Below are 20,676 nucleotides of genomic sequence, written 5' to 3'. Positions count from 1 at the left end.
TTACCCCTGCAACTGGAATTTTATTCATAAAGTCCGCAACACTAGCGTATAATGTTCATGTTGTTTGTGATCCAGGTCACCAATAAAAAAATTAATTCATATGCCTCACAAAGAACAATGCCTTCGGCCAATAATAGCCGATGGTGTTATTACAGCATCGGCATTGATAGTGTGTCGGCATGTCCAAATCACCTACTATTCCATTTATTAATACAAATGCACTACTCGTATCCGCCTGTTCTGATATGGCGGCATGTCAGGTGCTATGCATCGACACCGAATTCCATCGAGAATCCACCTACTATGCTGAATTTGCGCTAATGCAGATATACGGCAATGGTCAGTGCTGGATCATCGACCCCATCGGTATTGAAGACCTATCTCCGCTATGGGATATCCTTTGCGACCCAAATGTTTTAAAAGTGTTTCATGCAGGCCGTCAGGACATTGAAATATTCGTCAAAGAATCGGGCCGTCTGCCCACCCCGCTGTTTGATACCCAGGTTGCCGCTGCACTGTTGGGCTATGGACAACAGGTTGGTTTTGGCAATCTGGTACAACGCATTACGAAGAAGGCGTTGGCAAAAGGTGAATCGTTCACAGACTGGAAAGCACGCCCACTCACTGCAAAACAACTCGAATACGCCGCTGATGATGTCATCTGGCTCATGCCGGTGTATCAACACCTACAGCAACGTCTGGAAGCCACTGGTCGCACTTTGTGGCTGGATGAGGAACAGAGCGTCCTCACCAACCCCGCCACCTATGCATATGATGAATCAACCGTTTTCTGGCGTGTCAAAGGAGTCAATAAACTCAAAGGCCGCAATCTTGCCACTCTGCGCGAACTGGCCGCATGGCGTGAACGCATGGCCAGCAAAAGAGATATCCCACGCCGCCGCATGATTGCAGATGAACCCTTGCTTGAAATTGCCCGTCGTGATGCTTTAGACATGGACTGCATGACCCGCATGCGCGGCATCAATGCCGGCTTCGTCAAACGTTTTGGTGAGGAAATTATTCAAGTTTGGCAACAGGGCATGGACTCCGATGAAGCCGATTGGCCTAAGCAACAGGCTCGCCGACACAACCATGCCGGCACCGATCTCAGATTAGAGATGCTTGATACATTGGTGCGCCTTAAAGCTGAAGAGGGTGAAATCTCTGCATCTATCTTATCGAGCAAATCGGATCTCTCTGAACTGGCCTCATGGGGCTATCGCTGCAAAGCAGAGCCACCAGAGCTTGCCTGCCTGCAAGGATGGCGCTATGAACTTGTAGGAGACGATCTGTTGAAACTGCTGCGTGGGCAAATATGCCTGCACTTAAATCCAAAAACAGGCCTCCCCACCATCACACCATTCAAGGCAGATGAACTATCATGATGTTCTGCTTCTCCATTGATGCACTGTCCCCGTCCGGGGCCAATGCCTGGCGTTTACAGGAGAATCAACAGTGGCGCCCATGCATCTATGCGGAAGCGCTACAAGCTGGTGATGCCCGTATTACAGATAAAAAAGCTGCCGAAGCCTGGGTCAATCTTAAACTCAAAAAAGACAAGGCGCTTGTTTTCACTGCGCAGAAGAAAGCCGGACGATTCGACTTTTTAATGCGTGGTACATATGCGCATACCGTACTGCACCGCCTGTCTTCTGCCGCACTACCCGACAAAGCACAAATGCTAGCCTGCTTCAAACAGCTTCAAGCAGGCACCCCATGGCTTGTCTACCTCAACATTGCAGGTCAGTTCAAAGCACTAAACACACAACAGACTTCAATCATGAACAACCTCGATATTGCTGTGCGTGGAGAGATCGCTTCCAGTGAAGATTACGTTGGTCCAGTAGCTGCTGCCAACGCGCAGATGATGGATGATCTTTACCGTCAATTTCTGGCTGGTTGGTTAGAGCATTTAAAGTCTTCAAACATGAATGTGTTTGTGCCTGATCTGGAAAAATTACCCGAACACGATGAAACCATAGGTGCCATTTGCAACTGGCAACACGAGCAGTAAGCACTCAACACTTATTACCTTCGGTGACCTTGTAATAGTCATCTTAGCCCCGCTAAAGATACTGATAGTTGCACTCTTGCTGTGGCTGACTAAGTCTTGGGTAATCATGAAAACTCCTTTACACATCGTTCTCTTTGAGCCTGAAATTCCGCCCAACACAGGTAATATCGCGCGGCTATGCGCTTGTACTGGCTGCAAGCTACATCTCATTCATCCATTGGGTTTTGAAATCACCGATAAACAGCTCAGGCGAGCCGGTTTGGATTACTGGCAACACATGGATGTTCAAGAACATCAAAACTGGCAGGAAGCACGCCAGGCAATTGGTTTAGATCGCAACTGGTTCGGCCTGAGCTCCAAGGTCGAAAACAGCTATTGGGATGCCAGTTTCCAGGCCGGTGATGTGCTGGTTTTCGGGCCAGAGACACGCGGACTCAGTGCCGAAGTGTTAGGCGACCTGCAAAGCTTAACCATCCCCATGCGCAAGGATGCGCCGGTTAGATCTTTAAATCTCTCATCGGCATGTTCAATTGTTACCTTTGAAGCACTCAGACAACTGAATTCATTGAAATAAGGGAAACTATCCACCGCCACGACAAGCTGATTAAGATTCTTTAACAATTACAGCCGCAGGTTAAAATCAACATTACATTAATATTGTAAATATATGATTTACATAAACTTATTATACTGATTATATTTTAGGCATACAGGGTAACGTATTCAGTCAGGCAAGCTACTTATAACAAAGCGGATTGTTATCCACTAAGTTATCCACAGCTTCTGTGGATAGTGGAAAAAGCCCTTTAAACGCAAGGCGTTGGACAGAGTCAAGCAATTTTATGCACAATTCAAGCCTGCAATCCAGCTAACCTACAGGCGGCGATGCTGCAAAGCAGGCAGTGATTTTCGCACCTGCTCCAGATATTTTTTCGATAAATCAGCCACGATCACACCCTCCCCTTCGGCCAGTTCACAAAGCACCCTTCCCCATGGGTCTATGACCATACTATGCCCCCACGTGTGTCGCCCGTCCGGATGAGTTCCAGCCTGTCCAGAAGCCAGCACATATGATTGGTTTTCGATGGCTCTGGCTTGCAGCAATACCTGCCAATGCACACGTCCGGTCACCGCTGTAAACGCAGCCACATTACACAACAGGTCACAGCCATCTTCGACATAATGACGAAACAGTTCTGGAAAACGAAGATCATAACAGATGCTCAAGCCAGCCTTAAAAGCACCGACCGGTATTGATACAGGAAGATTACCTGCTTTGATCAAGTCGGACTCATGATAAACTTCGCCTTCATATTCCATATCAAAGAGATGCATCTTATTGTACACCGCCAACAATGATCCTTTTGCGTCAAAGACAGGGCATGCATTTCGAATATGATTCGATTCACTTTTCAGCAGCACTGAACCGCCAATAATCATCATCTCATGCTTGGCTGCTTGTTCCGATAAAAAGCTCAACACTATCGAATCTGACTGCGGCTCAGCCATGGCTCGCTTCTCTGTTTCAGAACCGCCCATAAATGAGAATGTCTCCGGCAGCACAACCAGCTCTGCCCCTTGCTCGCACGCCTGAACCAATAACCTTTCCACAGTGGCAAGATTCTCATCGCGATTAATGCCTGAGCACATTTGAATACACGCTACACGCATATCATCAGCCCCACTATCACGACAGAGAACATCTTATGCAAAACGACCAATACCCTTGAGTACGCCAAGATTCGCATCATCACTTAAGACCGGCACCAGCTTACCCTCACATGCACTCATCAAGGTCATCATACCCGGTCCGTGGCCGCCCAATGGTGAATCAGAATGAATAACCACCCCAATCGTGATAGCTCCTTTTCGATAGGTGCGTCCATAACGATTATCATGATCCAGTACAGCCACAAAATCACCGAAACGCAACTTATTCATGCCATACTCTTTCACTGTCTCCTCATCGTGACAGAGAATATCGTAATCACCAGTCACAACTGACAATGCGCCAATGCCTGAGCCCATAGCATGACCCGGTACAATCACATGCACCGGCACTTCAATTTTACCATCTTCCAGCTCTTTCAGGCCCCACGCCTCCAGCACATCCGGATCCAGGTTGTAAATATAAACATCAGGGTGATCCATAAGCTTCAGGCCCTGTCCATAACCACGAATCAAGAACTTATCATCGCAGGTAAGCTGATCCAGCGTCTGATCAGGAAAATCGAGCATCAAATGTTCAACACCACCGTGATGCCCCAACACCGTACCCTTAGCTCCTTTCGCCGCTCCGGAGATCACCATAGCCTCATTGCCACAGCAGGACAAAAACTGATAACCCGATTCACACTTACGATTTTTATGGGTCATGGTCGAAGAAACACCCGGCTCGATATGTTCACCGGCCCAACCAAACACCGAATCACCAATCTTAACGTTATAGGTGATGCCGCCAGTCGATGGCCAGGCAAAGACCTCGCCTGCCGCCCCCACTTCAAACGGCGCCCATTGATGCGCCGGTGCAACAGCCCCCTGCACAGCAGTTTTGACCAGTTGTTCACGATTATTTTTCAGACTCATAAAGATTCCTTTTGGTTTGAGAGAATAAACAAAGCTTCCCAATTGTTATCTCAAAACACCCATTTTTGCAATGAACCGCTATAGCAACACTTTGACAATGGAGCATTATCGTCTACGCTAAAACATGAAAGGGTTGCTTGGAGGTATACAAAAGGTGCATCAATCAAAAAGATATTTATACCTACTAATAAGCTGGGCTAGAAGAGTAGATGAAATAACTATTACAAAATGAGAGGATTACGACATGGCTAGATGCACAGCACCAGTAAATGGACATCGCACAGCGAGCGGGGCAGCGGCCTGTCCTGCATGCGGTGGCCGCTATGGCCGCTACAGCAGCTTCGGATCGTCCCCGTCCTACTCCTCGTCGGGCAGCAGCAGGGGTAGCTATGGTACCGGCGGAGGCAGGTCCAGCAGCAGTTCAAGGCCGCGCTGGTCGAAAGCGGGTTCGTCCGTGTCGTATACGACGTCCCAAGTGCAGTCACTCACACCAATCCGAGAAGCCGTTGAGTCTCGAGCAGCGCTGCAACCTGATCTTCGTGATGTTTTTCTATGTCATGCTTGGGGCGACCGTAAAGGAGTAGCCAAAGAGCTGCACGATTTGCTTGAGGCTTCTGGTGTCAAAGTTTGGTTCAGCGAGAAGGACCTTGGACTTGGTGTGCCAATGATGCGCGCCATCGACAAGGGCTTAGCGAAATCCCGAATAGGGCTTGTGCTGGTGACCCCCGCAATGCTGGAACGCCTACCAAAAGAGAGTGTTGCCGACAAAGAGCTTTCAACACTATTGGCCGGTAATCAGCTCATTCCTATCGTACACGACACTTCTTATGAAGCTCTACGAAATGTCAGCCCCATGCTAGCCTCTAGAACTGGCCTGGATACTTCTGAAGATTCAATGGAAGTTGTCGCAAAAAAAATCGCAGAGTTAGTTGAGATTTAACTCTGTGGTCTTATGTTCTAACAAGACGCTTAAGCGGGGCGACAAAAGGCTCTCGTCTTTTGTCGCCCCTTAGCTTAGTCGTTAGCCCAATAAGGAATTATGGATAATCAATTTACATTTATAAAAGCTCCGAATACTCCTGTAAGTGAGCAAAAAATAATTGATGACCTAAAGAGAGTCGCAAAGGAGTTAAGTAACGAAAAAGTAACACAGCGCCTTTATGGTGAGCATGGTAAGTATGATGTTACAACAGCGAGCCGTAAATTTGGTACATGGAATAAAGCTCTTGAAAAATCTGGACTTAAAACATCAAATGTAAACAACGTTCCAAATGAGAAGCTTTTTGAAAACATTCTAAATCTTTGGGAGCATTTAGGTCGCCAACCTAGACGCTCTGATTTAACCAACGAAATTTCATCATATTCACAGAGTCCTTATAATCGTGCTTTTACAACATGGACAAATGCGCTCCAAAGCTTTGTTATCTGGGCTAACGGTGAGGAACTTACAGCACCTGATATGGCCGAACCAAAACAACAACAAAGAAAAACAGGTCGAGACCCATCATTGAGGTTACGTTTTAAGGTAATGCAAAGAGACAATTTCACATGCAATCAATGCGGTGCAAGCCCCGCAAAAGACCAAAGTGTGGAGCTACACATTGACCATATTCTTGCATGGAGCAAAGGTGGGGATACAGTTTTAGAAAACTTACAAACATTATGTTCAAAATGTAATTTAGGGAAAAGTAATTTGTGAGTATAGGATAAGTAGGGTCAGGTCTATCATTGATGCATAACAGCAATGACATTTCGTTCACTTAATAATTATTTGTATTAGTTCTGACTTGATCTGACAATGAGAACTTCGCAAGTTCTAGGGACGCAATACTCAATTCCATAACCATCAACTTATTAGGTGTTATGTCTCCTAAACTTACTGCGCATGTAGCCCCTTAAAAGCCGTTAACCTTATATGATAAAACCATTCAACATGTACAATAAGTTGCACAACATACTGCAAGTCCTACACTTGCCCTATAAGTTGTACATGTGAGGTGCTTAAAATGAATATAGTCTCATTTACTGAAGCAAGGAATAATCTTAAATCTGTATTGAATCACGTCATAGATGACGCTGACTGCACTGTTATTACAAGACGAGACAGTGAAGATGCAGTTGTCATGTCATTGGATTACTACAATAGCCTGATGGAAACAGTTTATTTGCTAAAATCTCCCGCAAATGCTGAGCATCTAAGCAGATCCATTGAGCAATTCAGACAAGGAAAAGCGCAAGAAAAAGATTTATTGAGCGAATGAGACATTTAGCCTGGACCGATGCCGCATGGTCAGATTATCTGTACTGGCAGGGTCAAGATAGAAAAACATTGAAACGCATCAATAGGTTGATCGACGATACACTTCGGAGTCCTTTTTCAGGCATTGGAAAGCCAGAGGCATTGAAAGAAAATCTGGTAGGTTTCTGGTCACGCAGAATTGATGATGCTAATCGATTGGTTTACGCCGTTAATGACACTCATATCACAGTAATTGCCTGTAAATATCATTATGAAAAAGGTTAATCCAATAAGCTTAGCGAAGGACTTCCGTTTCACTCCATCCCCTCATTCAACGTGGTATGTTTCATAAAACATGCTCACTATTCGCAAGTGATCCGGCTTATAAATTCATCGCGCGAAATTTCTCTCGCACCTAGGCTTTGCAGGTGATCTGTATGAAACTGGCAATCAATCAACTTCCACTTTTCCCGCAAGGCAATTTCACACAGTGTGGCCAGCGCCACTTTTGATGCATCAATGCGTTTACTAAACATCGACTCGGCAAAAAAGATCTGATTACACAGCACGCCGTATAAGCCACCAACTAGCGCGTCACCTTCCCAGACCTCTACCGAATGAGCATGGCCAAGCTCATGCATTCGACGATAAGCTGTGAGCATTTCAGGCAAAATCCATGTGCCATCTTGCTCTTTGCGCGGAATATCGGCACATGTAGCAATCACCGCATCAAAACCCTCATCATAAGAGACCGTATAAATATCCTTCCGCATACGACGCGCCAGTCGTTTTGAACAGTGAAACTCGGCCGGGAACAGCACCATACGCGGATCGGGTGCCCACCACAAAATCGGTTGATCTTCAGCATACCACGGAAATATCCCTTTGGCATACGCCGCCAATAATGTTTGCGGCTGCAAATTTCCACCGGCTGCCAGCAAACCATTTTCATCGGCATGTGAAGGATCAGGAAACTCAATCATGATAATGCCTCCTGCGCCCAGTGCGCCGCAGCATCTGCCAGATACGCCTCAGCACGCGGCATAGCTTGCGCTATGGACACACCTTCAGGGGTAGCGCTGATCATCTCAGCAAAATAGTCCTGCAACGCTTGCTTATCCAATATTTCTCCTGCAATCAGTACGGTAGGCACACCCGCCTTGTTTGCCTGTTGCGCCACCATGAACGGCAGTTTCCCATGCAAGGTCTGCGCATCACTGCGCCCTTCACCGGTCACAACCCAATCCACCGTATGCACCAACTGATCAAAGTGACTGGCACACATTACTTGTTCAGCACCTGACACACGCTTCACATTGCAGCATTTCCCCAACAATTGTATCGCAAAACCAATACCGCCAGCCGCACCTGCTCCTGCAGATTCATGGACTGAAAGTCCAAATACTTTCTCACACAAAGCACCCCATTGGCGCATTGCAGCCTCGACAGATGATAGTTGAGCGGCTTTTATACCCTTCTGGGCCCCGTACACGCAAACAGCCCCATCATGCCCACACAACGGATTCTGAACATCAGACAAGATAGTGATCGATACATCCTTGAATAGCGCACTCAGCCCACCAGCTTCAATGCTTCTGGCCTGCATCAATCCATTCAGATCAGCAGAAACTGGCAGTCCATCACCATCCAGTACGCGACAACCCAATGCCATCAACAGACCCAGGCCACCATCTACTGTGGCACTGCCACCCAACGCAACCCGCACATCCAGTACACCTGACTGCAATGCTGTCAGCAAGCTTCTTCCAAGGGCACTACTGCCACGCTCAAACACATTGATTTTTTGCATGGATGGCAAATTCAAACCAATCAACGTAGCGCATTCAATCAAGACAGAGGATCGGCCATGATCATCAAAAAACAGTATGTCATGCGCCACCACACCACCATAGAGGTTTTGAAAAATATCCCGAGTGCCCTCACCACCATCGGCCAGCGGCATAGTGATTATCTCCACATCAGGCCTCACCGAAGCGATGCCAGCCGCCATGGCTGCAGCAGCCTGACGCGAAGTCAACGTCCCTTTAAATGCATCAGGAGCAATCAATATACGCATTTAACTTTATCTATTTCAACATGATAGCGAGCCGTCATAGCCCAAAGTTCAAAAGGGTAACGGCACTTATTTAGCAGTGGCGCGGGAAGCTTTTCTGGCACGGATGCGCTCTTTTTTATCATCTGCAGCATGGGCATTGCGAGGTTTGGCAGGTAGAGCACGGTAAATCTCTACACGATCACCTGTTTTAAGTTCCTGCGTGCCTTTTGCCAGCTTGGCAAAGATACCCAGTTTATTGACCTTCAGATCGATCTCAGGGTGTTTATCCATCAAACCGGACATCAGTACTGCTTCTTCGGCTGTTGTCCCTTCAGCCACATCCAACTCTTCAATAAATTGTTCTTGCGGCAAGGCATAGATCACAGATACATGCATCAGCTTCCCTCTGCAATTGGTTTAAGTTCAATGGCGCGTTTTTCAAATGCAGACACCATCGATTTACATGCGGTAGAAAAAATAGGACTGGCCACCAGATCAAGCATCATACTGCGAAATTCAAACTCGATGGAGAAATGTACCCTACAGGTACCATCATCCATAGCATCAAAGGTCCATATGCTTTCCAAAAAACGGAAAGGGCCTTCCAACAGACGAATTTCAATCAATTTATTGGTTACAAAACGATCAATCGTTTGAAAACTGTGACGGGAACCTGCCAGATCAGCAATCAACTCTGCGGTTAGTTCACCCGACTCTTTTGTTAAGAGTGTTGCGCCAGCAACCCATGGAAGAAACATCGGATATGCCTCGATATCCAATACGATATCAAACATCTCATCTACCGAACAGTTGACCGTTCGCGTTTCTTCAAAGCTGCGCAAAGCTACTTATGCCTTTTATCTGATTGATGCGATTTTTTATGACCGGACCTTTTTTCTGCTGATTTCTTAAGACTGGGCCTTGCATCCGTTTGATACGGATTTTTACTGGCTGAGAATGTAAACCGGATTGGTACACCGGTCAGCGCAAAACTCTTTCTAAATGACTGTTCCAGATAACGTTTATAACTGGTTTTCAATCCCTGCGGCCGATTACAGAAAATTTTAATACTCGGCGGGCAACTGCCAATCTGAGAGGCATATTTCAAGCGCACCAGTGAACCGCCATCGGATGGTGGATGCTGCGTTTCCTGGGCCTCGGTGAGCCAGCGGTTGAGCGGGCCGGTACCAAGTTCAAATTTATTGCGCCCGGCTGCTTTGACTGCTTCTTCAAGCAGGCGTTTAACACCTTTTAGACGGCTGGCTGTAATACGGTAAACAGGAATATCCGCCATACCACGCATCCTGTAATTCAAACGCTCGGCATAATATTTCCACTCTTCCGATGTAAGCAGATCAAGTTTATTCACTGCAACGATAAGCGCACAGCCTTCATCCTGAGCCAATTGCATCAAGCGCATATCCTGCTCAACAATGCCTTCGCCACCATCGAGTAACATCACGGCCACATCGGCACGTTTGAATGCCTGCACAGCTTTTACGCGCGCTACAAACTCAATAATATCGGAGAGGCGACCATGTTTACGCTGACCAGCGGTATCTACCAAACGTACAGTGCCATCCTTAAACGGCACGGTGCTATCAATCGCATCACGCGTGGTACCTGCGATATCGCTAACGACCATGCGATCACGTCCCAGCCATGCATTGATCAGCGTGGATTTACCCACATTCGGACGCCCGATTACGGCAACTGACGCGAGCATATTACACTCAGCATCCGATAAGAAATCACCATGGGCTTCAGGAATCACCCGTTCAACGAGATCTGCCAAGCGGCGAATGCCTTCACCATGCGCGGCAGATACGGCAATCGGATCACCCATACCAAGCCTGAAAAATTCCACTTCACTACCCGGCTTTTCGGCTTTATTGGCAATCACCAACACCGGCATATGCTGACGCCGCAGTTTATCGGCAATGGCATCATCGATAGGTGTCGAACCCGCTTGCGCATCTACCACAAACAGCACTACTTCAGCCACGGCAAGAGCCGCTTCAACTTGAGCATCAATGGCCGGCTGCATCACATCATGTGTGCCTTCACCAATGCCGCCAGTATCCACCAGCACCACTTCACGTGCACCAAATCCGCATTCTGATTCTAGCCTATCCACCGTCACACCGGGACGGTCACCAACGATCGCCTTGCGTTTACCCACCAGTCGATTGAACAGGGTCGACTTACCGACATTAGGACGGCCTACAATCGCTACGACGGGAAGTCGGGCCACCTTATGCTCACCAATCTCACCAGTGGGCTTTTCATTCATGTCTTCAGTCAAAATATACCTTCCAGCTACGCTTTAACGCAGCATGTAGATGGAGCCCAGATTATTGCGCACCAATATACCGTTTTTACCAACTACTGGAGAACGATCAATACGCCCATCCAGATCTTTGCTGGCTAATAATTTACCTGACTGGCTCAGGCGATAAACCGTAGCCTGATCATCGGCTACCCAGAGACTGCCCTGCCACAACACCGGGCCAGTCAATTCACCATCACTCAACTGCTGTTTCCAGGTCGTTTCTCCATCCAGGGCATTCAAAGCACTTAATGCGCCCGATGTATCAGCAACAAACACCTGATCACCAACCAATAGAGGTGAGGATTTAGACGAAATTTTGCGATTACTCAATGTACTTCCATCAAGCAAAGAGAGGAATGACAACTGCCCCTGAAACACAGGAACCAGCAACACATCTTCATCACGACCGGATTGCTTAGCCGTGATCAACAAAGGCATCGCAACTGGCACTTTCAATTCGCTCATCACCGATGCTTTATTGCTCAATAACAGCTGGCGTTTCCAGATAAAACTACCCGTATCCGCATTCAAGGCGACCACATCGCCATTACTCAGCGCTGCAAAGACACGTCCTTTATAAACAACAGGTGACGGAGATAAATGCATACTCAGGCCACCAAGCGCGTCCGAATAACTCCATATTTTTTTACCATCATGACTAAAACGATAAAGCTGATTATTCGATGTCTGAATAATAAAACCATCGCCATATGCAATCGGACTGCCAATCAGCGCCGCTGACAGACCCACAGACCAGATCACTTTTGCCTGATCTATATCCAGGGCGTAAATTGTTCCACCCAGATCACCAACAATCACCAGGCCATTCGACATCTGCAACGCAGCCGATTCACAAGCCTCATTGAGTGCAATGCGATTCAACTCACTACCCTGCGCATTATAAATACGCACACGGTAATCCTGACCACCGACAATAATACGTTCACCAGCCGAGCTCTGCACCGCAGTAGGTACACTAAAGCCCATTGGAGAAGCAGGTTTGCGCTGATCTACATTATTACTCCACACCAGATCAATGGAGCCAGAAGCGGAAGCAACATCACTACCGTTAGATGAAGCATTGCCGTGCTTGCTATCCATGGAGGTAGTAGTCTGTGCTTTCACATTTTCAGTTTCTGTCTGATCTGACCATAATGATGACACGGTCGAACAGGCCGACAACATCATCACACTGGAGAGTGCGATTAGAGAAGTACGTATAGCTAATGACATCGGATACCTGAATCAGGCTGCTTGCTGAGGCAGCAAGGTTTCAATCTTCTGTTTTAGCACAGCGTCATTGGATACAGCATCCAGCGCTTTCTGTAATAGCGTTATTTTTTCAGCCGCATCCTCAGTCAATGTAGCCAATAGATAATAGCGCAATTGCTGATATTGTTTACCTACAACCTGTTCCAATAAGGCTTTTGCGGCAGCTTTATCGCCATTAGCAATTTTAATTTCAGCCAAATCCAGACGCGCCTGCCATGCCCACTCTTCCATGACCTTGCCATGTTGAAGCAGTCTCTGCAGATGTTTTTCAGCATTGGCCGAATCCACACGTGCCAATTGCATACTGGCCAGTGCAGCATAACTGTTGGATGTGAACTGTTTAATCACACTCTCAAGCAAGGCCTTCTTCTCACTGTTATCCGTTGCATTAATGGCCTGCTGATACAAGGTTGCCGCAGTTTCACTCTGGGCGCGCTGTCGCTCAATCCACATACCACTGAGCATCAACACAATCACCAATGCCGCAACTGCACCAATCATCTCATTTTTGTGAGACTCAGCCCAATCAGACCATTTCGCCGAACGCATTTCACGTTTGAGTTCATCCATCTCTTCTTTCAATGGGCCATTCTCTTCAGGCATCACAGTAACCTTTTCAGATGTTTTATCATTCATACTCTAATCCTCTTCTCATAATACAATGCGTTAGCCCATCATAAGGCTGGCAAGCTAAAAGCCACCCAGCCCCTGTCAATCTAAGGATAGTCTGAAAAAATTCAGAATCTCCGCGCAGGCCATCGACGGCCTGCCAAAATCAAGCACTTGCGCGCATGATTTTGTAAGCAAAGGAAAAAATCGCACTTTTCTTTGCCTGCTGAAATTTACATGGACGCAGTTTTTCAGCATTTCTTTTACTCTGTTTCTACGCTGACAAAGTCAGAACGTCTTTCCAACACAATAGAAACCACGCTTTTCACCAATGCAGCCATCGGTATGGCAATGATCACGCCAATAATTCCCCATAGACTGCCAAATACCAGAATTGCCACGATAATGGCTACCGGATGCAGATTAACAATCTCCGAAAACAACCAGGGCACCACTATATTAGCATCAATTGTCTGAACAATAGCATAGGCCATAACTGCATACGCCATCGTATCCGTCCAACCCCATTGAAAGAACGACAGCAGAATAACCGGAAAAGTAACCACTGCTGCACCAACAAATGGAATCCAAACAGAAATGCCTGTCAATACAGCCAAAAGCAGTGCATATTCATGCCCCATCCACCAATAAACAAGCCACATTGATACAGAAACAATCAAAGCTTCCCAGAACTTTCCACGAATATAATTACCAATTTGCGTATCCAGTTCAGACCAGACGCGCTGCAACAAGGTGCGATCCGATGGTAAAAACTGCTGACCCCAGGAGATAATGACCTCTTTATCTTTCAGGAAAAAGAACACCATCACCGGCACCAGTACCGCATAGACCAGCAAGGTAATCATGCCCGGAATAGATGCGATGGAGATGGTTAACAGTGCCCCGCCCCACTCCTGCAATTGTGCAGCTACTGCGGCAATCAATTTCTGGATATAGATCGGATTAATCCACTCCGCATGATTGGCCTGCAACTGCTGTAACATCTCGCGCATCGATTGCACATACTGTGGAGCATGAGAAACCAGCCGCCCAACCTGCTCTGTTAACAATGGTAAAACCGCCAGAATGGTGAACATCAGCATCAACATGGCACCACCACCAGCCACCCCGATCGCCAGCATACGCGGCAATTTGCAACGCCCGAACAATTCAACAACACCATCGAGCACATAGGCCATCGCAACAGCTAATAATACCGGAGCCAGAACAGGCGCTGTGAAAATAAGCAGAACAAAGATGACCAATAATGATGATAACAACATCACCAATTCGGTATCTGATAATCGGTTGCGCAACCAAGCGGAAATAATTGCCATCAGCGCGGAGAAACCCGGGGCGCTCTCATAACACCCGCAGCAACCAACAGAGCCGCTGCTAATGAAGCGATCAAATGAAACACTGCACTCACTCCATGCCATAGACCAAACATAACCCGCTGCGGGTCATCCTTGGCCAGGGCATCTATAGGGCCAGCCTGAGCTTTAAGATCAGCAATAATAGGTGACACACCAAACTCATTCCCCACTACCATCAATAGAACAACGATAAGAGATAACCAGCGCAGCTTGCCGATTTCCGCACCGGATTTCTTCATACGCAACCAAAAAACCGTTACAGTAGCAACCAGAATGAGAATGCTTGTATTGGCCATATGGAACACATCTCCGGCCAGTGATCCCGCCAGCGTGGTAGAACCAGCTTTGGCAAACAACACGGGCACCACCACATAACCGGATACAACCAGCAGCCCCAAGATCAGGGCCAGACACAAGCGAACTGCACCAATACGAATACAATCAATCGCTATCATCTTAATGCAACGCCCCTACCAGCTATGGGGGAAACCCATGAATGGGCCAAGTTAAATATATTCAATGGACTGAATTTCATACTCGCGTTCACCACGTGGTGCTTGCACCGCAGCCACATCACCCTCTTCTTTGCCGATCAAGGCACGGGAAATCGGTGAAGTAATAGAAATTTTACCATGTTCAATATCGGCTTCATCAACACCGACTATCTGGTAAATTATTTCAGTTTCTTCATTCATATCAAGCAATCTAACAGTTGCACCAAACACAATTTTGTCAGATGTAATAGACGCAGGATCGATAATCTGAGCGCGCGCAATCTTGTCTTCTAGATCTTTCACACGCGCTTCATTCATGCCCTGCTCTTCTTTGGCTGCATGGTATTCGGCATTTTCTGACAAATCACCATGTGCACGTGCTTCTTCAATTGTAGCCACAATTTTGTGCCTTTTTTCACCTTTCAAATACGCGATAGTCACTTTCAAGGCTTCCGCGCCCTGCCTAGTCATTGGCACTCGTTCCATATTCTGCCTTACCTCTTTCCTCTATGATATTTCTATCTAATCAATGTAATGAATGATATTCCTGAATACTTTTCACTACCGTTACATCTGATTGCCCTGCAATAGCCTGTGCTGCTGCAAGCCCTCCAGCCATGGTGGTAAAATAAGCAATACCGCGATCCAGTGTTGCCTGTCGAATAGACTTGGAATCTTTAATCGCCTGTTCGCCCTCGGTGGTATTGATCACCAGATTCACATCATCACTAAGTAAACGGTCAACAATGTGTGGACGCATACCATCGGTTACTTTCGCAACGCTTTCAGATGCTAAACCCGCGTCTGTTAATGCCTGATGTGTGCCACTGGTTGCCAGCAAATCAAATCCGGCATCGGCAAGAACGCGCGCAATTTCAACTGCATCAGCTTTATCTGCTTCTCGTACCGAAATAAATGCACGACCAGACTCCGGCAACAACACACCAGCACCAAGCTGCGCTTTAGAAAATGCAGCCGTAAAGGTTTCAGCGATACCCATCACTTCACCAGTGGACTTCATTTCAGGACTAAGCAGCGAATCAGCGCCACGGAATTTCACAAACGGGAACACTGCTTCTTTAACCGCACGGAAATATTTTGGCTGAGGAATCTCATCAATACCCTGCTCAGCCAGTGACTGCCCCACCATAATGCGGGCCGCTATCTTGGCCAACGGCTTACCTGTCGCTTTCGATACAAAGGGTACGGTACGACTGGCACGCGGGTTCACTTCCAGCACATAGATCACTTCACCCTGAATGGCGAATTGAATATTCATTAAACCCTTCACATTCAGAGCCAGACCCAAAGCCTTGGTTTGACGCGTTACTTCTTCAATAATGCTATCTGAAATAGAGTGTGGCGGCAGACAACATGCAGAATCACCGGAATGCACACCGGCTTCCTCGATATGTTCCATAATGCCACCCATGACAACCCGCTCACCATCAACCAACGCATCCACATCCAATTCAATGGCAGCGTTCAAGAAGCGATCCAATAGTACTGGATGATCGGGGGATGCCTGCACAGCCTCTTTCATATAACGCAGCAGACCCTTCTCATTGTGAACGATTTGCATCGCACGGCCACCGAGCACATATGATGGGCGCACAACAACCGGATAACCGATTTCACACGCAACAGCGACAGCTTCTTCGGTTGAACGGGCAGTGCCATTTTCAGGCTGCTTCAATTCAAGATCATGTAACAGTTGTTGAAAACGTTCACGGTCTTCTGCCAGATCGATCATATCAGGACTGGTGCCGACAATTGGTACTCCGGCAGCTTCCAGTGATTCTGCTAATTTCAATGGTGTCTGACCACCAAACTGCACAATCACACCGACAGGCTTCTCCACATCAACAATGGCCATCACATCTTCAAATGTCAGCGGCTCAAAATAGAGACGATCGGATGTATCATAATCGGTAGAGACCGTTTCAGGGTTACAATTTACCATGATGGTTTCATAGCCATCATCAGAGAGTGCAAATGCTGCATGTACACAGCAATAATCAAACTCAATACCCTGTCCAATACGGTTGGGGCCACCACCAAGCACCATAATTTTCTTCTTATCGGTCGGTGCGGCTTCACATTCATCTTCATAAGCTGAATAGAGATATGGTGTTTTCGCTTCAAACTCAGCTGCACAGGTATCGACACGTTTAAAGACAGGGTTCACACCGGCAGCAGATCGTGTTGAACGCACCGTACTTTCATCACAGCCAAGCAACATAGCCAGACGCATATCAGAAAGACCTTCTCGCTTGAGATGTTTCCACTCAACAGCAGAAAGCTCATCCACCTTACGACCTGCCAATGATGTTTCCATGGCAATCACAGTAGCAATTTCACGCACAAACCATGGATCGATATGGGTTACATCAAACACTTTCTCTTCTGACCAACCCGCTCTGAGTGCTTCACCGACCCACCACAAACGTTCGGCACCCGGTACTGCTAACATCTCCTGAAAAAAAGCAGCCGCATCAACATCATCCGGCACCTGTTTATCAAAACCACAAGAACTTACTTCCAAGCCACGCATGGCTTTACCAAGGCTTTCAGTGAATGAACGGCCAATGGCCATCACTTCACCCACTGATTTCATCTGGGTAGTCAGACGCGCATCTGCACCGGGGAACTTTTCAAAGGCAAAACGCGGTAGTTTGGTAACCACATAATCAATCGTTGGTTCAAATGCTGCATAGGTTTCACCGGTAATATCATTACGGATTTCATCCAGGGTATAGCCAACCGCCAACTTGGCAGCGATTTTAGCAATCGGGAAACCGGTAGCTTTTGAAGCAAGCGCTGACGAACGCGACACACGCGGGTTCATTTCAATGATAATCAGGCGACCATCTTTAGGATTGACTGCAAACTGCACATTGGAGCCGCCTGTTTCCACGCCAATTTCACGCAGGATCGCAATCGAAGCATCACGCATACGCTGATACTCTTTATCGGTAAGGGTCTGAGCCGGAGCAACAGTAATCGAATCACCGGTATGCACGCCCATCGGATCCAGGTTTTCTATGGAGCAGATGATTACGCAGTTATCGGCGTGATCGCGCATCACTTCCATCTCATACTCTTTCCAGCCAATGATCGATTCTTCAATCAGAATTTCATCAGTCGGAGAAGCATCCAGACCGGATGCCGCTATCTGTTCAAACTCTTCAGGATTGTATGCGATACCACCACCGGAACCACCGAGCGTGAAGGATGGGCGTATAATAATCGGGTATCCAATATTTGCCGCAATCTCACGCGATTCCTGCATCGAGTGACCAAAGCCACCGCGCGCCATTTCAAGTCCAAGATCATCCATAGCCCGTTTAAAACGTTCCCGATCTTCGGCCTTATCAATGGCATCAGGCTGCGCACCAATCAGCTGCACACCAAACTTTTCAAGAATACCGTGCTTATTCAACGAGAGTGCGCAGTTCAGTGCGGTCTGTCCGCCCATGGTTGGCAGAATCGCATCCGGCCGTTCTTTCTCAATAATACTTGCGACTACTTCCCAAGTCACCGGCTCGATATAGGTAGCATCGGCAAATTCCGGGTCAGTCATAATAGTCGCCGGGTTAGAGTTCACCAGAATCACCCGGAATCCCTCTTCTTTGAGGGCTTTACAGGCTTGGACGCCTGAATAATCGAATTCACAAGCTTGACCAATAACAATTGGACCAGCCCCTAAAATCATAATGGATTGAATATCATTTCTACGTGGCATGCGTTTAATTCAACTCCTATACATGGAAGGATTCGGTTGCAAACACCTCATTCAGACAAGCTATCTAAATAATCTATTTCCAAACAATCTTATTTCAAACAATCTGTTTCAGACACAAAAAAAGGGTAAGTTCGCAACTCACCCATCAATTTTGCGGATACTAACGCGATAGTATTCATGGGGAAAGACAGATCTCAAAATCACATCGTTTCAAACGCATTTATGATGCAATCAACCAATCTCATCAACACACATTTCTCTAAGGACAACAGTAATCGTCAAGTCAGCGTCATTTATCGGAACTGTTTAATAGATCCTTGAGCCCGGCCAGCCCTTTAAATGTCGACCCCGTTCCCTCATCTCGCTGCAATGACCCCTGGGCATCTGCCTCCATATAACGCTGATGTTCATTATCATGGCAGTAGATACAGAGCAGTTCCCAGTTACTACCATCCGGTGGATTATTGCTGTGATTATGGTCCTTATGATGCACTGTGAGTTCACGTAGCTGCTTGCCAGCAAAATCCCGACCACAGCGACCACACACCCATGGGTAGAGTTTTAATGCCTGCTCCCTGTAACTCTCGTTGCTCATGCTCCCTCCTCATCAACAATAATCCATGCCATGGCTTCATCATATGCGTCAAAGTGGAAATGTTTGAGTTCAGCACGGATAAAGTGAGCAGCAATATGGGGAAAGATGGTCAACACACTCGAATCTGACACCACAGCAACTTTTTTGACATGCTGATGATGATCCCGAATAAATTTAAAGTGCTCAAGCAAGGCGGCAAAATCATGCCAACCGGGAAAAGATTCTGCCTGAATAATTATGCCGGTCAGATCACCGTTTTTCGCAATAAGCGGATCAACCAGCACGGCAGCTTTAACAAAATCATGTTGGCTCAATGGTCCCACCGGCCTGATAGTGAGCACCGAATGTTTAATATTCATTTCAACTTCGATCATGTTTGCCTCCCTGGTCGATTCATTTTTTTGCACATTACAGTATATGCACAGCCTTCACATGATCAATCAGTGGTTTCAAGGAAAGCGCATAGATCAGATAATAATTTGAATCACTCAGTTCTTTTTACCGTTTTCACACTGGCAGCAAACCTAGCTACAAATGGATTGCTATTACCCTGAAGTGCCATAATTTTTTTATTGCGCCACACTTCCCAGGCATCAACCGGATCTTCTCTATTCCACACATCAAACAGGCGACGTTGTTTTTTACTGATATTCAAACCATATACCTTTTCCATATAGAAATAGGTTCTGGCAATATCACCGCGCACATTCATTGCAGGTTCAGCAACGCGATGTTTGAAATCCACCTCAAAATCTACATCCCCGTAACGCCGCGATTCACCACTGATCATGCCATAACGAAAGTTTGAACGATCACCGTTTAACTCACCAATAGCCGGCACCAAATTATGCATATCCGACTCCATAGCACGGAATGTATCATTAGAACGCCCGCAACATTTGCGCCCCTTATATGCTTTACCTTTGGATGTCGTGCAGACCGTGTTTTGCCAGCACTGCAAGGCATGGCCAAAAGCCCAGGCGGGCACCACATGCTCCCATTCAATTTTCTTACCGCGTTTTTTGTTTTTTCGCGCCTTATATCCGCAGGAACTCGCTTTGACATGTCCTTTTTTTCCATATGCACAGCCAGCATAAAAGCTTGTACGGTGATCGGAATAGACATGCACCAACTGCTTTTTTGCTTGCCTGAAACTGTTACCGGACACATTGCCCGATGTATCAGCAAAAGCAGTTATCGGCATCAAACCAATGATAGCGAGCAGCATGCACGCTTTATGCAATAAGGAGACTTCCCTGTCGTTCATACATCACTTCCATGTGGTACAGATTCACCAGCTCTGTGGCAGGTACGAAGATTAGCGTATCATCATGAACTCTGTCTGTTTTTATGTGATG

Annotated in this window: 23 protein-coding genes; 7 read left to right on the top strand and 16 right to left on the bottom strand. The window is 46.9% G+C overall.

Annotation, left to right across the window (positions count from 1 at the left end; genetic code table 11):
• Window positions 1-179: 179 nt before the first annotated feature.
• From rnd to D8Y20_RS00360, 3 genes are all read left to right on the top strand, one after another.
• Entirely contained in the window at window positions 180-1,385 is a 1,206-nt protein-coding gene (rnd, locus tag D8Y20_RS00370) for a ribonuclease D (protein WP_121541045.1), read from the top strand.
• Window positions 1,382-2,014: a hypothetical protein gene (locus D8Y20_RS00365; RefSeq protein ID WP_121541044.1), complete on the top strand. Its 633-nt coding sequence runs from the start codon at window positions 1,382-1,384 to the stop codon at window positions 2,012-2,014. The genes rnd and D8Y20_RS00365 overlap by 4 nt, the downstream gene beginning before the upstream one ends.
• A 106-nt stretch (window positions 2,015-2,120) precedes the next feature.
• Complete coding sequence (locus D8Y20_RS00360; RefSeq protein WP_121541043.1) at window positions 2,121-2,588, top strand: tRNA (cytidine(34)-2'-O)-methyltransferase; 468 nt, start codon at window positions 2,121-2,123, stop codon at window positions 2,586-2,588.
• Between the two features lie 299 nt (window positions 2,589-2,887).
• Here D8Y20_RS00360 and D8Y20_RS00355 read toward each other — a convergent pair whose 3' ends face one another.
• The gene (locus tag D8Y20_RS00355) at window positions 2,888-3,685 is read right to left on the bottom strand and encodes a carbon-nitrogen hydrolase family protein (protein WP_121541042.1); all 798 of its coding nucleotides are present in this window, start codon (window positions 3,683-3,685) and stop codon (window positions 2,888-2,890) included.
• 33 nt (window positions 3,686-3,718) lie between these two features.
• Window positions 3,719-4,600 carry a DUF4438 domain-containing protein gene (locus D8Y20_RS00350; protein WP_121541041.1) on the bottom strand — a complete coding sequence of 294 codons (882 nt, stop codon included), beginning with the start codon at window positions 4,598-4,600 and terminating at the stop codon, window positions 3,719-3,721.
• A 244-nt stretch (window positions 4,601-4,844) separates the two neighbouring features.
• Here D8Y20_RS00350 and D8Y20_RS00345 point away from each other — a divergent pair, with 244 nt between their 5' ends.
• From D8Y20_RS00345 to D8Y20_RS00330, 4 genes are all read left to right on the top strand, one after another.
• On the top strand, window positions 4,845-5,540 hold the full coding sequence (locus D8Y20_RS00345) for a toll/interleukin-1 receptor domain-containing protein (protein ID WP_121541040.1): 696 nt from the start codon (window positions 4,845-4,847) through the stop codon (window positions 5,538-5,540).
• A 99-nt stretch (window positions 5,541-5,639) separates the two neighbouring features.
• Window positions 5,640-6,299 (top strand): homing endonuclease associated repeat-containing protein, encoded by a 660-nt coding sequence (locus D8Y20_RS00340; RefSeq protein WP_121541039.1) that lies wholly within the window; start codon window positions 5,640-5,642, stop codon window positions 6,297-6,299.
• 307 nt (window positions 6,300-6,606) lie between these two features.
• Entirely contained in the window at window positions 6,607-6,861 is a 255-nt protein-coding gene (locus D8Y20_RS00335) for a type II toxin-antitoxin system Phd/YefM family antitoxin (RefSeq protein ID WP_121541038.1), read from the top strand.
• Window positions 6,858-7,124: a Txe/YoeB family addiction module toxin gene (locus D8Y20_RS00330; protein WP_121541037.1), complete on the top strand. Its 267-nt coding sequence runs from the start codon at window positions 6,858-6,860 to the stop codon at window positions 7,122-7,124. The genes D8Y20_RS00335 and D8Y20_RS00330 overlap by 4 nt, the downstream gene beginning before the upstream one ends.
• A 77-nt stretch (window positions 7,125-7,201) precedes the next feature.
• Here the strand turns inward: D8Y20_RS00330 and aat are convergent, their stop codons facing one another.
• From aat to D8Y20_RS00260, 14 genes are all read right to left on the bottom strand, one after another.
• Entirely contained in the window at window positions 7,202-7,822 is a 621-nt protein-coding gene (aat, locus tag D8Y20_RS00325) for a leucyl/phenylalanyl-tRNA--protein transferase (protein WP_121541036.1), read from the bottom strand.
• Window positions 7,819-8,916, bottom strand: a complete 1,098-nt coding sequence (locus tag D8Y20_RS00320) for a glycerate kinase (protein WP_121541035.1) — start codon at window positions 8,914-8,916, stop codon at window positions 7,819-7,821. Before D8Y20_RS00320 ends, aat begins: the two co-directional genes overlap by 4 nt.
• A 66-nt stretch (window positions 8,917-8,982) precedes the next feature.
• Window positions 8,983-9,291, bottom strand: a complete 309-nt coding sequence (locus D8Y20_RS00315) for an RnfH family protein (RefSeq protein WP_121541034.1) — start codon at window positions 9,289-9,291, stop codon at window positions 8,983-8,985.
• Window positions 9,291-9,737, bottom strand: coding sequence for a type II toxin-antitoxin system RatA family toxin (locus D8Y20_RS00310; RefSeq protein ID WP_121541033.1), 447 nt, complete (start codon window positions 9,735-9,737; stop codon window positions 9,291-9,293). Before D8Y20_RS00310 ends, D8Y20_RS00315 begins: the two co-directional genes overlap by 1 nt.
• Window positions 9,738-9,739: 2 nt before the next feature.
• Entirely contained in the window at window positions 9,740-11,188 is a 1,449-nt protein-coding gene (gene der / locus D8Y20_RS00305; protein ID WP_121541032.1) for a ribosome biogenesis GTPase Der, read from the bottom strand.
• Window positions 11,189-11,221: 33 nt separating this feature from the next.
• Window positions 11,222-12,460 carry a PQQ-binding-like beta-propeller repeat protein gene (locus D8Y20_RS00300; protein WP_121541031.1) on the bottom strand — a complete coding sequence of 413 codons (1,239 nt, stop codon included), beginning with the start codon at window positions 12,458-12,460 and terminating at the stop codon, window positions 11,222-11,224.
• Window positions 12,461-12,472: 12 nt separating this feature from the next.
• Window positions 12,473-13,135: a tetratricopeptide repeat protein gene (locus D8Y20_RS00295; protein ID WP_121541030.1), complete on the bottom strand. Its 663-nt coding sequence runs from the start codon at window positions 13,133-13,135 to the stop codon at window positions 12,473-12,475.
• A 236-nt stretch (window positions 13,136-13,371) separates the two neighbouring features.
• Entirely contained in the window at window positions 13,372-14,445 is a 1,074-nt protein-coding gene (locus tag D8Y20_RS00290; protein WP_121541029.1) for an AI-2E family transporter, read from the bottom strand.
• Window positions 14,445-14,939 (bottom strand): DUF4149 domain-containing protein, encoded by a 495-nt coding sequence (locus D8Y20_RS00285; RefSeq protein WP_236075153.1) that lies wholly within the window; start codon window positions 14,937-14,939, stop codon window positions 14,445-14,447. The genes D8Y20_RS00290 and D8Y20_RS00285 overlap by 1 nt, the downstream gene beginning before the upstream one ends.
• Before the next feature lie 51 nt (window positions 14,940-14,990).
• Window positions 14,991-15,464, bottom strand: coding sequence for a transcription elongation factor GreA (gene greA / locus D8Y20_RS00280; RefSeq protein WP_121541028.1), 474 nt, complete (start codon window positions 15,462-15,464; stop codon window positions 14,991-14,993).
• A gap of 40 nt (window positions 15,465-15,504) precedes the next feature.
• Complete coding sequence (gene carB, locus D8Y20_RS00275) at window positions 15,505-18,723, bottom strand: carbamoyl-phosphate synthase large subunit (protein ID WP_121541027.1); 3,219 nt, start codon at window positions 18,721-18,723, stop codon at window positions 15,505-15,507.
• A gap of 289 nt (window positions 18,724-19,012) precedes the next feature.
• Complete coding sequence (locus D8Y20_RS00270) at window positions 19,013-19,318, bottom strand: YajD family HNH nuclease (protein WP_121541026.1); 306 nt, start codon at window positions 19,316-19,318, stop codon at window positions 19,013-19,015.
• Window positions 19,315-19,692, bottom strand: coding sequence for an STAS/SEC14 domain-containing protein (locus D8Y20_RS00265; RefSeq protein WP_121541025.1), 378 nt, complete (start codon window positions 19,690-19,692; stop codon window positions 19,315-19,317). The genes D8Y20_RS00270 and D8Y20_RS00265 overlap by 4 nt, the downstream gene beginning before the upstream one ends.
• Window positions 19,693-19,802: 110 nt before the next feature.
• A complete protein-coding gene (locus D8Y20_RS00260; RefSeq protein ID WP_201265477.1) occupies window positions 19,803-20,585 on the bottom strand; it encodes an endonuclease in 783 nt (260 codons plus the stop codon).
• Between the last annotated feature and the right edge of the window lie 91 nt (window positions 20,586-20,676).

Source organism: Mariprofundus sp. EBB-1 (assembly GCF_003665155.1).
Classification (GTDB): Bacteria; Pseudomonadota; Zetaproteobacteria; order Mariprofundales; family Mariprofundaceae; genus Mariprofundus.
Note: the sequence above shows the minus strand (reverse complement) of the source record. Positions and strands in the feature narration are given on the sequence as shown.

Excerpts from the sequence above, each read along its gene's own strand:
- rnd (WP_121541045.1), top strand. The coding sequence starts at position 180 with ATGTCCAAATCACCTACTATTCCATTTATTAATACAAATGCACTACTC.
- D8Y20_RS00365 (WP_121541044.1), top strand. The coding sequence starts at position 1,382 with ATGATGTTCTGCTTCTCCATTGATGCACTGTCCCCGTCCGGGGCCAAT.
- D8Y20_RS00360 (WP_121541043.1), top strand. The coding sequence starts at position 2,121 with ATGAAAACTCCTTTACACATCGTTCTCTTTGAGCCTGAAATTCCGCCC.
- D8Y20_RS00355 (WP_121541042.1), bottom strand. The coding sequence starts at position 3,685 with ATGCGTGTAGCGTGTATTCAAATGTGCTCAGGCATTAATCGCGATGAG.
- D8Y20_RS00350 (WP_121541041.1), bottom strand. The coding sequence starts at position 4,600 with ATGAGTCTGAAAAATAATCGTGAACAACTGGTCAAAACTGCTGTGCAG.
- D8Y20_RS00345 (WP_121541040.1), top strand. The coding sequence starts at position 4,845 with ATGGCTAGATGCACAGCACCAGTAAATGGACATCGCACAGCGAGCGGG.
- D8Y20_RS00340 (WP_121541039.1), top strand. The coding sequence starts at position 5,640 with ATGGATAATCAATTTACATTTATAAAAGCTCCGAATACTCCTGTAAGT.
- D8Y20_RS00335 (WP_121541038.1), top strand. The coding sequence starts at position 6,607 with ATGAATATAGTCTCATTTACTGAAGCAAGGAATAATCTTAAATCTGTA.
- D8Y20_RS00330 (WP_121541037.1), top strand. The coding sequence starts at position 6,858 with ATGAGACATTTAGCCTGGACCGATGCCGCATGGTCAGATTATCTGTAC.
- aat (WP_121541036.1), bottom strand. The coding sequence starts at position 7,822 with ATGATTGAGTTTCCTGATCCTTCACATGCCGATGAAAATGGTTTGCTG.
- D8Y20_RS00320 (WP_121541035.1), bottom strand. The coding sequence starts at position 8,916 with ATGCGTATATTGATTGCTCCTGATGCATTTAAAGGGACGTTGACTTCG.
- D8Y20_RS00315 (WP_121541034.1), bottom strand. The coding sequence starts at position 9,291 with ATGCATGTATCTGTGATCTATGCCTTGCCGCAAGAACAATTTATTGAA.
- der (WP_121541032.1), bottom strand. The coding sequence starts at position 11,188 with ATGAATGAAAAGCCCACTGGTGAGATTGGTGAGCATAAGGTGGCCCGA.
- D8Y20_RS00300 (WP_121541031.1), bottom strand. The coding sequence starts at position 12,460 with ATGTCATTAGCTATACGTACTTCTCTAATCGCACTCTCCAGTGTGATG.
- D8Y20_RS00295 (WP_121541030.1), bottom strand. The coding sequence starts at position 13,135 with ATGAATGATAAAACATCTGAAAAGGTTACTGTGATGCCTGAAGAGAAT.
- D8Y20_RS00290 (WP_121541029.1), bottom strand. The coding sequence starts at position 14,445 with ATGGCAATTATTTCCGCTTGGTTGCGCAACCGATTATCAGATACCGAA.
- D8Y20_RS00285 (WP_236075153.1), bottom strand. The coding sequence starts at position 14,939 with ATGATAGCGATTGATTGTATTCGTATTGGTGCAGTTCGCTTGTGTCTG.
- greA (WP_121541028.1), bottom strand. The coding sequence starts at position 15,464 with ATGGAACGAGTGCCAATGACTAGGCAGGGCGCGGAAGCCTTGAAAGTG.
- carB (WP_121541027.1), bottom strand. The coding sequence starts at position 18,723 with ATGCCACGTAGAAATGATATTCAATCCATTATGATTTTAGGGGCTGGT.
- D8Y20_RS00270 (WP_121541026.1), bottom strand. The coding sequence starts at position 19,318 with ATGAGCAACGAGAGTTACAGGGAGCAGGCATTAAAACTCTACCCATGG.
- D8Y20_RS00265 (WP_121541025.1), bottom strand. The coding sequence starts at position 19,692 with ATGATCGAAGTTGAAATGAATATTAAACATTCGGTGCTCACTATCAGG.
- D8Y20_RS00260 (WP_201265477.1), bottom strand. The coding sequence starts at position 20,585 with ATGAACGACAGGGAAGTCTCCTTATTGCATAAAGCGTGCATGCTGCTC.